Below are 13144 nucleotides of genomic sequence, written 5' to 3' on the forward strand. Positions count from 1 at the left end.
GAGGCACAAATGAGCGGCTCACTCTCCATCACGCCGATTCGATGCTGCCCGATCCGACTACGCTGAGGCACAAATGAGCGGCTCACTCTCCATCACGCCGATTCGATGCTGCCCGATCCGACTACGCTGAGGCACAAATGAGCGGCTCACTCTCCATCACGTCGGCCATGGCCGACCCGGCACTCCTCGACCTCCCGTGGGACCTCCCGCTCGAGGCATGGCCGAACGAGACGATCGCGGCGCTGCCGAAGGGCATCTCGCGCCACCTCGTGCGTTTCGCCCACCTCGGCGCGCACATCGTGGCGATCAAGGAGACGACGGCCGAGATGGCCAAGGGCGAGTACGAGATGCTGCGCACGCTGCAGCGCCTCGACATCCCGTGCGTCGAGCCGGTCGCCGTCATCACCAACCGCACCGATGCCGAAGGCGATGCGCTGAAGCCCGTGCTGGTCACCCGGCACCTGCGATTCTCGCTCCCCTACCGGGCGCTGTTCTCCCAGACGCTGCGACCCGACACGGCGACGCGACTCGTCGACGCCCTCGCGGTGCTGCTCGTGCGCCTGCACATCGTCGGCTTCTTCTGGGGCGACGTGTCGCTCTCGAACACCCTCTTCCGCCGCGACGCCGGTGCGTTCGCCGCATACCTCGTCGACGCCGAGACCGGCAAGCTCTACGAGGGCGGCCTCTCGAACGGCCAGCGCGAGAACGACCTCGAGATCGCCCGCGTGAACATCGCCGGCGAGCTCCTCGACCTCGAGGCGGGCGGCAAGGTCGCCGACGAACTCGACCCCGTCAACATCTCGAACGGCATCGTCGAGGCGTACCGCAGCCTCTGGCTCGAACTCACCGGTTCCGAGTCGTTCTCGAGCGCGGAGCGCTGGCGCATCAACGAGCGCGTCAACCGGCTCAACGAGCTCGGCTTCGACATCGAAGAGCTCGCGATCAAGACGGACGAATCGGGCACGACGGTGCGCATCCAGCCGAAGGTCGTCGACGCCGGCCACCATCAGCGCCGCCTGCTTCGGCTCACCGGCCTCGACGCCGGCGAGAACCAGGCCCGGCGACTCCTCAACGACCTCGATTCCTACCGGGCGGCGTACGGCAAGACCGAACTCGATGAGGAGATGGTCGCGCACGAGTGGCTCATGCGCGTGTTCGAACCCGTCGTGCGAGCGATCCCGCTCGAGCTCCGAGGCAAGCTCGAGCCGGCGGAGGTCTTCCACCAGTTGCTCGATCACCGTTGGTTCCTCGCGCAGCAGGTGGGCCACGACATCCCGCTCGCCGAGGCCGTGAGCTCGTACATCAACACCGTGCTGCGTCACCGGCGCGACGAGGCGACCGTGATCGGGCCGCCGACCGGGGCGTTCACGTCGCCGATCGAGACGATCCCGTCGACCGATACGGCGGCGTTCGCCGCGCTCGACCCCGACGACGACGGCGACTGGCGCGCGAACGTCTGATCGCGGCATCCGCTCGCCTGTTCGCGCGATCGGATGGCACGACCGGGGCGACACCGACGAGCGACCGCTCGCCGGTGCCGCTCGGAGCGCTCAGCCGTCGGCGCGGAGCTTCGAGATCTCGTAGAGCGTGACGGATGCCGCGATGCCCGCGTTGAGCGACTCCGTCGAGGCGGAGATCGGGATCGAGACGATCGCGTCGCAGGTCTCGGCGACGAGACGCGAGAGCCCCTTGCCCTCGCTGCCGACGACGATCACGATCGGGCGATCGGCCCAGCTGAGCCCGGGCAGCGAGACGTCGCCGCCACCGTCGAGTCCGAGCACGAAGACGCCGCGCTCCTTCAGCGCCTTGAGGGTCTGCGTGAGGTTCGGCGCCATGGCGACGGGCACGCGCGCCGCAGCACCGGCGGAGGTCTTCCAGGCAGCCGCGTTCACGCCCACCGAGCGGCGCTGCGGAACGATGACGCCCTGTCCGCCGAACGCGCCGGTCGAGCGCAGGATCGCACCGAGGTTGCGGGGGTCGGTGATGCCGTCGAGTGCCACGAAGAGCGGCGTCTCGTCGCGAGCGAGCACCTCGTCGAGCAATTCGATGGGGTGCGCGTACTCGTACGGCGGCACCTTGAGCGCGAGGCCCTGGTGCACGCCGCCCTCGCCGGCGAGCCGGTCGAGTTCGGGGCGCATGACCTCGAGGATCGGGATGCCGCGATTGGTGGCGACCTTCATCGCCTCGCGCACGCGGTCGTCCATCTCGACACGCGCCGCGACGTAGAGGGTCGTGGCCGGGATGCGGGCGCGCAGCGCCTCGACGACGGAGTTGCGACCGGTCACGATCTCGGACTCGTCGCCCGTCTTCGCCCGTCGAGCCGCACCGGACGCACCGCGCGGGGCGCCGGGCCGCTGGCCCGAGCCCTGGCCGGCGACGCGCTTGCCGCCGCTCGCGCTGTAGCGCTCCTGCGCCGCCTTCTTCTTGCCGGCGGGGTGCCAGGCACGGTCTTCGGCCTTCGGGGTCGGCCCCTTGCCCTCGAGGGCCTGACGCCCCTGGCCGCCCGAGCCGACCTGCTTGTTCTTCGCCTTCCGCACGGCTCCGGCGCGCGACTTGCCGCTGCTGCCCTTCATAGTCCCAAGCTCCAATGCGTTCCGGTCGAACTGTCTTCGATGGTGATGCCCGCTGCCGAGAGTTCGGCGCGGATGCGGTCTGCGGCAGCGTAGTCCCTCGACTCGCGCGCAGCCTGTCGGTCTTCGATGAGGCGCGTGACGAGTGCGTCGAGCGCTGATGCCGCGGGGCCCGAGTCGGCCGTCGCCCAGTGCGGGTCCCTCGGGTCGATGCCGAGCACCTCGACCATGGCCGCGACCTGTCCGTGTGCCACTGCGGCGTCGTGCAGCTCTTCGGCGTCGAGCGCCTGGTTGCCGGCGCGCACGGTGTCGTGCAGCACGGCGAGCGCCTGCGGCACGCCCAGGTCGTCGTCCATCGCCGAGGCGAACGCGTCGGGGATGACGGGAGCACCGACACCCGCGAACCTGGTGCCGGCGAGGCGCCGTTCGACGCGTGTGAGGAAGCCGCGGATGCGATCGACGGCCGCCTCGGCCTCGAGGAGCGAGCCCGGCGCGTAGTCGAGCGTCGACCGGTAGTGGGCCGCGCCGAGCAGGTAGCGCACCGCGAGGGGCGATGCGAGCTCGAAGAGCTCGGCCGCGTAGACGGAATTGCCGAGCGACTTCGACATCTTCTGCCCGCCGATGTTCACGAGGCCGTTGTGCACCCAGTACCGGGCGTAGCCGTCGCCGGCCGCGGTCGACTGGGCGAGTTCGTTCTCGTGATGGGGGAAGCGCAGGTCGAGGCCGCCCCCGTGGATGTCGAATTCGGTGCCGAGGTATCGAGCCGCCATGGCGGAGCACTCGATGTGCCAGCCCGGGCGGCCGTCGCCCCACGGCGACGCCCAGCTCGCCGAGTCGGGTTCGGACGCCTTGCGCCCCTTCCAGAGCGCGAAGTCGCGGGGGTCGCGCTTGCCCCGCGGGTCGGCATCGGCCGCGGCCTCCATGTTGTCGCGGGCCTGGCGGGTGAGTTCGCCGTAGGCCGGCCAGCTCCCGGTGTCGAAGTAGACGTCGCCCGAGTCATCCGCTGCCGCATATGCGTGGCCGCGTTCGATGAGCCGCGCAATGAGCTGCTGCATCTGCGAGACGCTCGCGGTCGCCCGCGGCTCGTACGTGGGCGCCATGATGCCGAGCGAGGAATAGGCGGCCGTGAACTCGAGCTCGACACGGTAGGCCAACGCCCACCACTGCTCGTCGGTGCCGTTGTCGGTGGCCGCGTTCAAGATCTTGTCGTCGATGTCGGTGACGTTGCGCACGAACACGACGTCGTTGCCGCGATGTGCGAACCACCGCCGCATGATGTCGTAGACGAGGGCGCTGCGGAGGTGCCCGATGTGCGGGCTCGACTGCACGGTCGGACCGCAGACGTACATGCCGACGCGCCCATCGCGCAGGGGCGCGAAATCGCGCAGGGCCTGAGCCTTCGAGTCGTAGAGTCGCACGGTCACCCGCCAAGCCTACCGGCCGGGCGTGTCCGCCCCTGCGCAGCGGTTCAGCCGCGCGGTACGAGCATCGCGGTCGCGATGGCGGCGACGCCCTCGCCGCGACCCGTGAACCCCAGCCCGTCGCTCGTCGTCGCTGCGACGCTCACCGGTGCGTCCAGTACGCGCGAGAGCAGCGCCTCGGCCTCGACCCGACGCGGTGCGAGCTTCGGGCGATTGCCGACGATCTGCACCGACACGTTGCCGACGCGCCATCCTGCAGCCTCGACGAGGCGCCGGGTCTCGGCGAGGAACACCTCGCCGTGGGCTCCGGCGAACCGCGCGTCGGTCGTGCCGAACACCTGGCCGACGTCGCCGAGGCCCGCGGCCGCGAGCATGGCGTCGCAGATCGCGTGCGCCGCCGCGTCACCGTCGGAGTGCCCCGAGAGACCGCGTTCGCCCGGCCACTCGAGGCCCGCGAGCCAGAGCGGCGTCGACGCGTCGTCGGTGAAGGCGTGCACATCGCTGCCCGTGCCGACTCGCGGCCAGAGCCGGGCGGGCGACGTCGCGGACCCGTCCGCGTCGACGGCCACCCGACCGGCTGCCTCGGTGACCAGCTGCTCGGCGCGGTGCAGGTCGGCGGGCACGGTGATCTTGAACGCCCGCACATCGCCGGGCACGGCGTCGACGACCAGGCCGGTGGATGCCACGAGCGCCGCGTCGTCCGTGAACTCGCCGTGCGCCGTGGCGTATGCGTGGTCGAGCGAGGCGCGCGGAAACCCCTGCGGTGTCTGCACTGCTCGGAGGCTGGAGCGATCGACGGTCTCGAGCACACGGCCGTCGTCGGAGACGCGCTTGACGGTGTCGACGACGTCGAGCGCGGGCACGATGCCGCGTCGCCGCGCGCGGACGGCGCCGACGACCTCGTCGAAGAGCAGGGCGGGCGCGAGCGCGCGAGCGGCATCGTGCACGAGCACGACGTCGACGCCGGCGGGGAGCACCGCGAGGCCGTTCGCGACGGACTCCTGCCGCGTCGCTCCGCCCGGCACGACGTCGAGCACCGCGGTCGACGCCGCGGCGATGGGTGCGAAACGAGCCCGCGTCGACTCGACGCGCTCTCCAGGCACCACGAGCACGAGGTGCGGCGTTTCGAGCATGCCGAGCACGGAATCGACGGCGACGGAGAGCACCGTGCCGGAGCCGAGGGGCACGAACGCCTTCGGCTCGACATGCCCGAGCCGGGTGCCGCTGCCCGCGGCGACGACGATGACGGCGATCGCAGAACTCACGGTTCGAGCGTACTCGGGCGCCGAGACCGCCGCAGAAACGACGAACGGCGGGTGCATGGGCACCCGCCGTTCGTGAAGACTCCCGCTACGAGGCGAGGACCTCGTCGAGAACGGTCGAAGCCGCCTCTTCGTCGGTCTTCTCTGCGAGCGCGAGCTCGGAGATGAGAATCTGACGAGCCTTGGCGAGCATTCGCTTCTCGCCTGCAGAGAGCCCGCGGTCCTGATCGCGGCGCCACAGGTCGCGCACGACCTCCGAGACCTTGATCACGTCACCCGATGCGAGCTTCTCGAGGTTCGCCTTGTAACGACGCGACCAGTTGGTCGGTTCCTCGGTGAAGGGGGCGCGCAGCACCTCGAAGACCTTGTCGAGGCCCTCTTTGCCGATGACGTCGCGAACGCCGACCAGGTCGACGTTCTCAGCGGGCACCTCGATGACGAGGTCGCCCTGCGTGACGTTCAGCTTGAGGTAGAGCTTCTCTTCACCCTTGATGATGCGTTTCTTGACCTCGGTGATCGTTGCGGCACCGTGGTGGGGGTAAACGACGGTTTCGCCAACCTCAAAAAGCATGAATAGATGTCCTTTCGGCAACTATCAGGATATCACATTCGGGATCATGCTAAGGTTCCGCCCCCTCTCGAGGCGGGCGCGGCTCGTACGATATGCTCGGTGCGATCCCTTCGCGCCCGGGCCTCCGCTCGTGCGCACCACGCACTTGGAGGTTCTGTGAAGGCGCGTCTCGCGGCATCCGCTGCTCTGGCCATCGGCATCGCGCTCGGCGCGAGCGGTTGCTCGATGGTCACCTACCAGGCGACGACCGAGCACTACGACGCCAGCGACGGCGTCTCGGTCGACGTCGGCCAGCTCGACCTCCGCAACGTCCTCGTCGTCTCCGACGACGGCGTCGACGGCACGCTCGTCATGACGGTCGTCAACAACGGCACCGAAGACGTCTCGCTCGACGTGCAGTTCGGCGAGGGCGGCAGCGAAGCCCAGACCATCGAGGTCGAGGCCGGTTCCCAGGTGGTCTTCGGCGTCGACGACGTCGAGGGCACCGATGAGGTCGAGCCGATCGTGCTCGAGGGCATCGACACCCTGCCCGGCGAATTCCTGCCGATGTTCTTCGAGTACACCGGCGCCGAAGGCGTCGAGAAGCTCATCCCGGTGCTCGACGGCCGGCTCCCCGAGTACGAGAACCTCGTTCCGTAGCCGCGGCGAACAGACGTGAACGGGTGGGATGCTTCGGCATCCCACCCGTTTCGCGTGTCCGCTCAGGTTCGGCTCGTCCGGACAGGTTCGGCTCGTCCGCTCAGGACTCGAATCGGTATCCGAGGCCGCGCACGGTGACGAGCTGCACCGGTTCCGACGGCTGCTGCTCGATCTTCGAGCGGATGCGCTTGATGTGCACGTCGAGGGTCTTCGTGTCGCCGAAGTAGTCGGAACCCCACACGCGATCGATGAGCTGGCCACGGGTGAGCACCCGGCCGGGGTTGCGCATGAGGAGCTCGAGCAACTCGAATTCCTTGAGCGGCATGGGCACCGGCTCGCCGTCGACCTCGACCGTGTGCCGGTCGACGTCCATGCGCACCCGACCGCCCTCGATGACGGCCTCGTCGAAGTCCTCGATCTCGATGCGGCGGCGCAGCACCGCCCGGATGCGCGCGAGCAGTTCACGGGTCGAGTACGGCTTCGTGACGTAGTCGTCGGCACCGAGCTCGAGGCCGACGACGATGTCGATCTCGGAGTCCTTCGCCGTGAGCATGATTATCGGCACCGTCGAACGGTTCCGGATCTCGCGGCACACCTCGGTGCCGGGCAGCCCGGGCAGCATGAGATCGAGCAGGACGAGGTCGGCGCCCGATCGGTCGAAGGCCTCGACGGCCGACGGACCGTCGGCCGCGACCTCCACCTCGTAGCCCTCTCGTTCGAGCAGGAAGCTCAGCGGGTCGCTCAGCGCGATCTCGTCTTCGACGAGCAGGATGCGGGTCACGTACGGTCTCCTCGTTCAATGGAATCGGTCTCGCGACCGTCGGAATCTGGTTCGATCGCAGCCTCGGCGCGCGGCAGTCGGATCATGAAGGTCGAACCGCGACCCGGCTGCGACCACACACGCACGTCGCCGCCGTGGTTCTGCACGGTGTGCTTGACGATGCTGAGGCCGAGGCCCGAGCCGCCGGTGTTGCGGGAGCGCGCCTGATCGACGCGGTAGAACCGCTCGAACACGCGCTCGAGCTCCTCGGCCTCGATGCCGATGCCCTGGTCGGTGACCGCGATCTCGACGACGTCGCCGTCGACCTTCGCGCCGACGCCGACCCTGCCGCCGGGGTTCGAGTAGGCGATCGCGTTGGCGATGAGGTTGTGCACCGCGACGATGAGGAGCGCCTGGTCGCCGTAGACCTCGGCCTTGGTCGATGCGCGCACGGCGACCTCGACCTGCTTGCCGCCGGCGACGACGCGGTTCTGGTCGACCGCAGCGGCGATGACCCGATCGACACGCACGAGCCGGTCGGGCCGGAGTGCATCGCGCGCCTGCAGCCGCGAGAGTTCGATCACCTCGCTCGTGATGTGCGCGAGGCGCGCGGCCTCGACCGAGAGGCGGCCGGCGAAGCGGCGGACCTGTTCGGGCTCATCGGCGGCCTGGTCGAGTGCTTCGGCGAGCAGGCTCACCGACGCGATCGGCGTCTTGAGCTCGTGACTGATGTTGGCGACGAAGTCGCGACGCACCTCGTCGAGCCGGTGCGCCTCGGTGCGGTCCTCGGCGAGCAGCAGCACGAAGCGGGTGCCGAGCCGGGCGACGCGCACGTGCAGGCGCATGGTCGAGTCGCCGAACGGCCCGCGCGCCACGGTCACCTCGTCGACGAGCGGCTCGCCGCCGCGGCGAACGGATGCCGCGAGCTCGAGCAGCTCGGGATGCACGAGCGACTGCTGGCGCACGAGCCCCATCGCGAGGGCGCCCGGCGAGGCGCGGAGCACGTTGTTCGACGGATCGAGCACGACTCCCGCCGACTCGAGCACGTCGAGCACCTGGTCGACCCCGTCGGGGATCGTCGGTGCGACGACCTTCGCAGCGCTCGAGCCGCGACGCTCGGCCATGTGCAGCACGATCATGAATGCGGCGCCGAGGAAGATGCCGAAGGCCAGCGCGGTGAGCACCGACCAGGTGGAGTCCATGCCTCAACACTAACCAGCGGTTCGGGGCGGATTCGCCGTTGGCCGCCTGTGCGGCGGTACGTTAACGACTATTCAGAATCCCGGCACCTGTTGTTCATCTTCCGCCGGGAGGATGTCCCGAGGGCCGGAATGCCCGGGCACGTCCGCGCCCGGCACGGGCCAGAACAGACAAGGATCCGAAGACATGCGTGAGGTGTTCCAGCAGGAACTGCGCGAAGTGCAGGAAGGGCTCGTCGGGCTCGCCGGGCTCGTCGCCGATTCGATCGACAAGGCGACGCGGGCCTTCAACGAGTCCAACGTGAGCCTGGCCGAGGAGGTGATCGCCGACGACGACCACATCGACCAGGAGACCGTCGCACTCGACGAGCTCGCGATCACGATCCTCGCGCGTCAGCAGCCGGTCGCGCGAGATCTGCGCATCGTCGTCAGCGCATTGCGCATCAGCGCCTCGCTCGAGCGCATGGGCGACATGTCGACCCACATCGCACAGCTCGCCCGCTACCGCTTCCCCGACAAGGTGGTGCCGAAGTCGCTCCGGCCCACGTTCGCCGAGATGGGCCGCCTCGACGTCGAGATCGCGCGCCGACTCGTGGAGCTCCTTCGCACCGAGGACGTGCACCTCGCCGAGGAGATCCGGAACGAGGACGACAAGATCGACGCCCTGCACCTGCAGGTGTTCGACAAGGTGCTCGGAGAGACCTGGAAGGGCGAGGCCGTCGACACCGTCGACGCCACGCTCGCGAGCCGGTACCACGAGCGCTTCGCCGACCACGCGGTCTCGATCGCGAAGAAGGTGCAGTACCTCGCCACGGGCGACTGGGACCCCGAGAAGTCGGCACTCTGACGCGAGTGCGAGAAGGCCCGGCGGATGCGACATCCGCCGGGCCTTCGTCGAACGCGCGAGCCGGAGCTACTTCTTGCCCTGCGCCGCCACGGCGGCAGCGCCGGCGGCAGCGGCCTCGGGGTCGAGGTACTCGCCCGGGCCGAGCGGCATGAAGTCGTCGCCGAGGCGGTAGACCAGCGGGATGCCGGTCGGGATGTTGAGCTCGGCGATCTCGTCGTCGCTGATGCCGTCGAGGTGCTTCACGAGGGCGCGCAACGAGTTGCCGTGCGCGGTCACGAGCACCGTCTTGCCGGCCGCGAGGTCGGGCACGATGCCCTCCTCCCAGTACGGCAGCATGCGCGCGATGACGTCTTTCAGGCACTCGGTGCGGGGCAGCTCGTCGTCGGACAGGTTCGCGTACCGCGGGTCGCCGACCTGCGAGTACTCGGCGTCGTCGGCCAGCACCGGCGGCGGCACGTCGAACGAGCGACGCCAGAGCTGGAACTGCTCGGGGCCGTACTTCTCGAGCGTCTCGGCCTTGTCGAGGCCCTGCAGGGCGCCGTAGTGGCGCTCGTTGAGACGCCAGGAACGACGCACGTCGATCCACGCGCGGTCGGCGACGTCGAGGGCGATGTTCGCCGTCTGGATCGCTCGCGTGAGCACCGAGGTGTGCAGCACGTCGGGCAGCAGGTTCGACTCGGCGAGCAGCTCGCCGGCGCGCGCCGCCTCGGCCGTGCCGAGTTCGCTGAGCCGCACGTCGACCCAACCGGTGAACAGGTTCTTCTGGTTCCATTCGCTGTTGCCGTGGCGAAGCAGCACGAGGGTGTGAGGCATGCGACCAGCCTAGCGGCGGGGCATCCGTCGCCGGCGCGAGGTTACCGCTTGTGCACGCCGAGGCGCGGAAGCCGCGGCACCTCGACCGCGGCGCCGGAGTCGGCCGGAACGATCTCGACCTGCGCGGCCGCGACCTCGACGCCGTGGCTCAGCACGATGAGCGGCAGATCGCTGGGCACGGCGCGCTTCACGACGGCCAACGCGACCGGCCCGAGCTCGTGGTGCATGACGGCCGTCGTGATGCGGCCGACGACCTTGCGCTCGGGCTCCTCGCCGGCAGCCGGCTCGGGACGCACCTTCTCGCCGACGACCTCGTCGCCCGGCGCCGGCAGCACGGTGTCGCTGCCGTCGAGGTGGAGCAGCACGAGTCGGCGCGGCGGGCGGCCGAGGTTCAGCACCTTGGCGACGGTCTCCTGGCCCTTGTAGCACCCCTTGCCGAGGTCGACGGCGCTGCGGAGCCAATCGAGCTCGTGCGGGATGGTGCGCTCGTCGACCTCGGTCGCGAGCCGTGGGCGCCAGGCGGCGACGCGCAGTGCCTCGGCGGCGAGCGAGCCCGCGGCATCGACCGTGCCGGCACGCACGGCGGCGGCGGCGGCGGCGAGCGAGCTGCGCGGCACGATGCGTTCGATCCAGTGCCACTCGGCTGCCGGGTGGCCCGCGTCGTGGGCGTACTGGTACCCGCCGGGGCCCGGGTGCGCCCAGGGGTCGACCCAGTCGAGCGCGACGCCTGCCGGGGCGAAGGCCGGTGTCGCGGCGTCGAGCGCCGCCGTCGACATGGCGCCGAGCACGGCGACGTCGCCGCTCGCGTCGGCGACCTCGACGCGGAGCATGAAGCGCATGCGGTCGAGGAAGGCGGCGACCGCGGCTGCCTCGTCGCCCTCGACGATGAGCCAGGTCGTCTCGCCGTCGTCGATCACGTGGGCAGCGTGCTCGACCCGGCCCGAGGCGTCGAGCAGCAACGCCTCGGTGCTCTCGCCCGGCTGCAGTCGAGCGAGCGCCTGACTCGCCATGGAGTGCAGCCACGACAGGCGGTCGGGACCGCTCACGGTCACGACGCCGCGGTTCGACAGATCGACGATCGCCGCACCGCGCTCGAGGTGGCGCTGCTCGATGATCGGGTTGCCGTAGTGACCGGCGACGCCGAGGTCGACGCCGTCGGCCGGTGCTGCGACGGCCCCGGGGAGCGCCAGGAACGGGGATTCGGTCATCAGTCGACCTTCGCGAGTCGGGCCGACGCGTGGGTGCGCAGTTCTTGGCCGAGGGCGGCGATGTCCCACGCCCAGAGCAGGTGGCCGTCGACGAGTCCGTAGAGGCGCGTCGCCGCCGAGTAGTCCTTCGCGCCGCTCCCCCGCATGACCGCGTCGGTCGCGAGGTCGATGCGCGGTCCCTTGACCTGGCCGAGATAGAGCTCGCTGACACCGCCGGGGTGCACGAGCGATACTTCGACGTCGAACCCGCCGTCGGCGTTGCGCAGCGTCTCGACCGACTCGGCATCGGTGAATCGGGGTTCGCCGATCGCCGGCAGCATGCCGGGGCCCTGGTCGCCGTCGCCGAGCTCGCGGGCGAGCCGCCAGTACCCGGTCTCGGTGACGAGCGGGGTCGGTTCGCCGCCCTCTTCCGCGGGGAACAGCCACGTGTACGAGGTGTAGTTCAAGTGCGGCAGGCCGTCGTGGCTGAAGCTGACGCGCTGTCCGAACTCGTGGGTGACCGATTCGTCGCCGACCGTGTAGTCGATGACGCCCGACCCCTCCCAGACTCCGAGGAGCCAGGAGAGCGGCACGAGCTCGGCCGGGAGGTCGACGGGCAGCTCGATCATCGCCACGTTCTCACAGCACCTAGCGCTGGCCCTTGAAGAGCTTGTAGACGACCACGCCGCTGATCCACGCGATCGCGAGGCTCGCGAGACCGAGCAGGCCGATGAAGAGGAGTTCGAGGGCGAGCAGCTCAGACATGCTTCGAGTGTATCCCGCTCACGACGTCGCGATGGGCGCGACCACGAGAGCGGCGATCGCGACGATCGCCGCGGCGCCGGTGATGCTCCAGCTGACGCGGAGCACGAAGCCCACGGGGCGTCGTGTCGCGAGCTGCACGATGAGCGCTCCGATGACGGATGCCGCGAGCACGATGCCGAGCGCACCGTAGACGCCGAGCCGCGAGCCGTCCCCGAACCACGCGGCGGTTCCCGTGTAGGCGAGCGTCACGACCACGACGGCGCCGATGAGCGCGATCGCCCAGACGACGGCGATCCCGAGCCATCCGCTGCTCGTGTCGGTCTGATCCAAAACGTCTCCCCGTTCGTGTCGCGGAGCGCCTCATCGCGTCCCGTAGTATTGACCGCACCTTACTACTGGAGGGTATGCGTGGCGCAGCTGCTGATCTTGTCGCCGGCAGCCAACGATGATGTTCTTCCGGCCCTGTCACTCCTGACTCACCGAACGCGGATCATTCCCGCTTCGCCTGAGCAGCTGGTCAGAGCGCCGGAATCCGATCTCGTCTTCCTCGACGCCCGCACCAATCTCACCGGCGCGAAGGCGCTCTCGCAGATCCTCCGCACCACCGGACTCTCGGTGCCGCTCGTGCTGATCGTCACCGAGGGCGGACTCACCGCGGTCACGCCCGACTGGGGCATCGACGACGTCGTGCTCGAACATGCCGGCCCCGCAGAACTCGATGCCCGCATCCGACTCGCGATCGGGCGATCGCAATCGTCGCAGCCGAGCGAGCGCATCCAGACCTCCGGCGTCGTGATCGACGAGGCGAGCTACTCCGCGAAGGTGCACGGTCGCACACTCGACCTCACCTACAAGGAGTTCGAGCTGCTCCGCTTCCTCGCCGCGCATCCGTCGCGCGTCTTCACCCGCGAACAACTGCTCAGCGAGGTCTGGGGCTACGACTACTTCGGCGGCACGCGAACGGTCGACGTGCACGTGCGGCGGCTGCGCGCCAAGCTCGGCGACCTCGACAGCCTCATCGGCACGGTGCGCAACGTCGGCTACCGCTTCAACGTGCACGAAGACGACGAAGACGCACCCGTCACCGCCCGTTGACCAATACCTCATCTG

14 protein-coding genes are annotated in these 13144 nt (G+C 69.6%); 4 read left to right on the forward strand and 10 right to left on the reverse strand.

All coding sequences use genetic code 11. From position 1 onward, the window contains the following. Positions 1-137 precede the first annotated feature (137 nt). The gene (locus ACFCVM_RS05530) at positions 138-1460 is read left to right on the forward strand and encodes a DUF4032 domain-containing protein (protein WP_375834875.1); all 1323 of its coding nucleotides are present in this window, start codon (positions 138-140) and stop codon (positions 1458-1460) included. 90 nt (positions 1461-1550) lie between these two features. Here ACFCVM_RS05530 and rlmB read toward each other — a convergent pair whose 3' ends face one another. Genes rlmB through ACFCVM_RS05550 form a run of 4 tightly spaced genes read right to left on the reverse strand, consistent with a single transcriptional unit; the run spans position 1551 to position 5824 of the window. Beyond that, a complete protein-coding gene (rlmB, locus tag ACFCVM_RS05535; protein WP_375834877.1) occupies positions 1551-2573 on the reverse strand; it encodes a 23S rRNA (guanosine(2251)-2'-O)-methyltransferase RlmB in 1023 nt (340 codons plus the stop codon). Further along, positions 2570-3994: a cysteine--tRNA ligase gene (cysS, locus tag ACFCVM_RS05540; protein ID WP_375834879.1), complete on the reverse strand. Its 1425-nt coding sequence runs from the start codon at positions 3992-3994 to the stop codon at positions 2570-2572. Before cysS ends, rlmB begins: the two co-directional genes overlap by 4 nt. Positions 3995-4038: 44 nt before the next feature. After that, the gene (ispD, locus tag ACFCVM_RS05545) at positions 4039-5313 is read right to left on the reverse strand and encodes a 2-C-methyl-D-erythritol 4-phosphate cytidylyltransferase (RefSeq protein WP_375836664.1); all 1275 of its coding nucleotides are present in this window, start codon (positions 5311-5313) and stop codon (positions 4039-4041) included. 28 nt (positions 5314-5341) lie between these two features. Next, entirely contained in the window at positions 5342-5824 is a 483-nt protein-coding gene (locus ACFCVM_RS05550; protein WP_022889889.1) for a CarD family transcriptional regulator, read from the reverse strand. A 156-nt stretch (positions 5825-5980) separates the two neighbouring features. Here ACFCVM_RS05550 and ACFCVM_RS05555 point away from each other — a divergent pair, with 156 nt between their 5' ends. Continuing rightward, positions 5981-6463 (forward strand): hypothetical protein, encoded by a 483-nt coding sequence (locus tag ACFCVM_RS05555; RefSeq protein WP_375834882.1) that lies wholly within the window; start codon positions 5981-5983, stop codon positions 6461-6463. 100 nt (positions 6464-6563) lie between these two features. On the opposite strand, the gene ACFCVM_RS05560 is transcribed toward ACFCVM_RS05555, so the two are convergent. Together ACFCVM_RS05560 and ACFCVM_RS05565 are read right to left on the reverse strand one after the other, a co-directional pair. Further along, the gene (locus ACFCVM_RS05560; protein ID WP_375834884.1) at positions 6564-7244 is read right to left on the reverse strand and encodes a winged helix-turn-helix domain-containing protein; all 681 of its coding nucleotides are present in this window, start codon (positions 7242-7244) and stop codon (positions 6564-6566) included. Next, positions 7241-8425, reverse strand: coding sequence for a sensor histidine kinase (locus tag ACFCVM_RS05565; protein ID WP_375834886.1), 1185 nt, complete (start codon positions 8423-8425; stop codon positions 7241-7243). Before ACFCVM_RS05565 ends, ACFCVM_RS05560 begins: the two co-directional genes overlap by 4 nt. Positions 8426-8609: 184 nt before the next feature. On the opposite strand from ACFCVM_RS05565, the gene phoU reads away from it, so the two are divergent. Beyond that, positions 8610-9269, forward strand: a complete 660-nt coding sequence (gene phoU / locus ACFCVM_RS05570; protein WP_375834888.1) for a phosphate signaling complex protein PhoU — start codon at positions 8610-8612, stop codon at positions 9267-9269. Positions 9270-9335: 66 nt separating this feature from the next. Here phoU and ACFCVM_RS05575 read toward each other — a convergent pair whose 3' ends face one another. The 4 genes from ACFCVM_RS05575 to ACFCVM_RS05590 all read right to left on the reverse strand — a co-directional run bounded on the left by ACFCVM_RS05575 (position 9336) and on the right by ACFCVM_RS05590 (position 12364). Further along, positions 9336-10082 (reverse strand): phosphoglyceromutase, encoded by a 747-nt coding sequence (locus tag ACFCVM_RS05575; RefSeq protein WP_375834891.1) that lies wholly within the window; start codon positions 10080-10082, stop codon positions 9336-9338. A gap of 41 nt (positions 10083-10123) precedes the next feature. Continuing rightward, positions 10124-11290 (reverse strand): YgfZ/GcvT domain-containing protein, encoded by a 1167-nt coding sequence (locus tag ACFCVM_RS05580; RefSeq protein ID WP_375834894.1) that lies wholly within the window; start codon positions 11288-11290, stop codon positions 10124-10126. Continuing rightward, complete coding sequence (locus ACFCVM_RS05585) at positions 11290-11898, reverse strand: FABP family protein (RefSeq protein ID WP_375834896.1); 609 nt, start codon at positions 11896-11898, stop codon at positions 11290-11292. The genes ACFCVM_RS05580 and ACFCVM_RS05585 overlap by 1 nt, the downstream gene beginning before the upstream one ends. Positions 11899-12052: 154 nt before the next feature. After that, positions 12053-12364, reverse strand: a complete 312-nt coding sequence (locus ACFCVM_RS05590) for a hypothetical protein (protein ID WP_375834899.1) — start codon at positions 12362-12364, stop codon at positions 12053-12055. 78 nt (positions 12365-12442) lie between these two features. Between ACFCVM_RS05590 and ACFCVM_RS05595 the strand changes: the two genes are divergently transcribed. Continuing rightward, a complete protein-coding gene (locus ACFCVM_RS05595; RefSeq protein ID WP_375834901.1) occupies positions 12443-13129 on the forward strand; it encodes a DNA-binding response regulator in 687 nt (228 codons plus the stop codon). The last annotated feature ends 15 nt before the right edge of the window (positions 13130-13144 follow it).

The sequence above is a fragment of the Agromyces sp. NPDC056389 genome (assembly GCF_042262385.1).
In the GTDB taxonomy this organism is placed as follows: domain Bacteria; phylum Actinomycetota; class Actinomycetes; order Actinomycetales; family Microbacteriaceae; genus Agromyces.

Coding starts and splice junctions, on each gene's coding strand:
- ACFCVM_RS05530 (WP_375834875.1), top strand. CDS start 138: ATGAGCGGCTCACTCTCCATCACGTCGGCCATGGCCGACCCGGCACTC.
- ispD (WP_375836664.1), bottom strand. CDS start 5,313: ATGCACCCGCCGTTCGTCGTTTCTGCGGCGGTCTCGGCGCCCGAGTAC.
- phoU (WP_375834888.1), top strand. CDS start 8,610: ATGCGTGAGGTGTTCCAGCAGGAACTGCGCGAAGTGCAGGAAGGGCTC.
- ACFCVM_RS05580 (WP_375834894.1), bottom strand. CDS start 11,290: ATGACCGAATCCCCGTTCCTGGCGCTCCCCGGGGCCGTCGCAGCACCG.
- ACFCVM_RS05585 (WP_375834896.1), bottom strand. CDS start 11,898: ATGATCGAGCTGCCCGTCGACCTCCCGGCCGAGCTCGTGCCGCTCTCC.
- rlmB (WP_375834877.1), bottom strand. CDS start 2,573: ATGAAGGGCAGCAGCGGCAAGTCGCGCGCCGGAGCCGTGCGGAAGGCG.
- ACFCVM_RS05550 (WP_022889889.1), bottom strand. CDS start 5,824: ATGCTTTTTGAGGTTGGCGAAACCGTCGTTTACCCCCACCACGGTGCC.
- ACFCVM_RS05575 (WP_375834891.1), bottom strand. CDS start 10,082: ATGCCTCACACCCTCGTGCTGCTTCGCCACGGCAACAGCGAATGGAAC.
- ACFCVM_RS05565 (WP_375834886.1), bottom strand. CDS start 8,425: ATGGACTCCACCTGGTCGGTGCTCACCGCGCTGGCCTTCGGCATCTTC.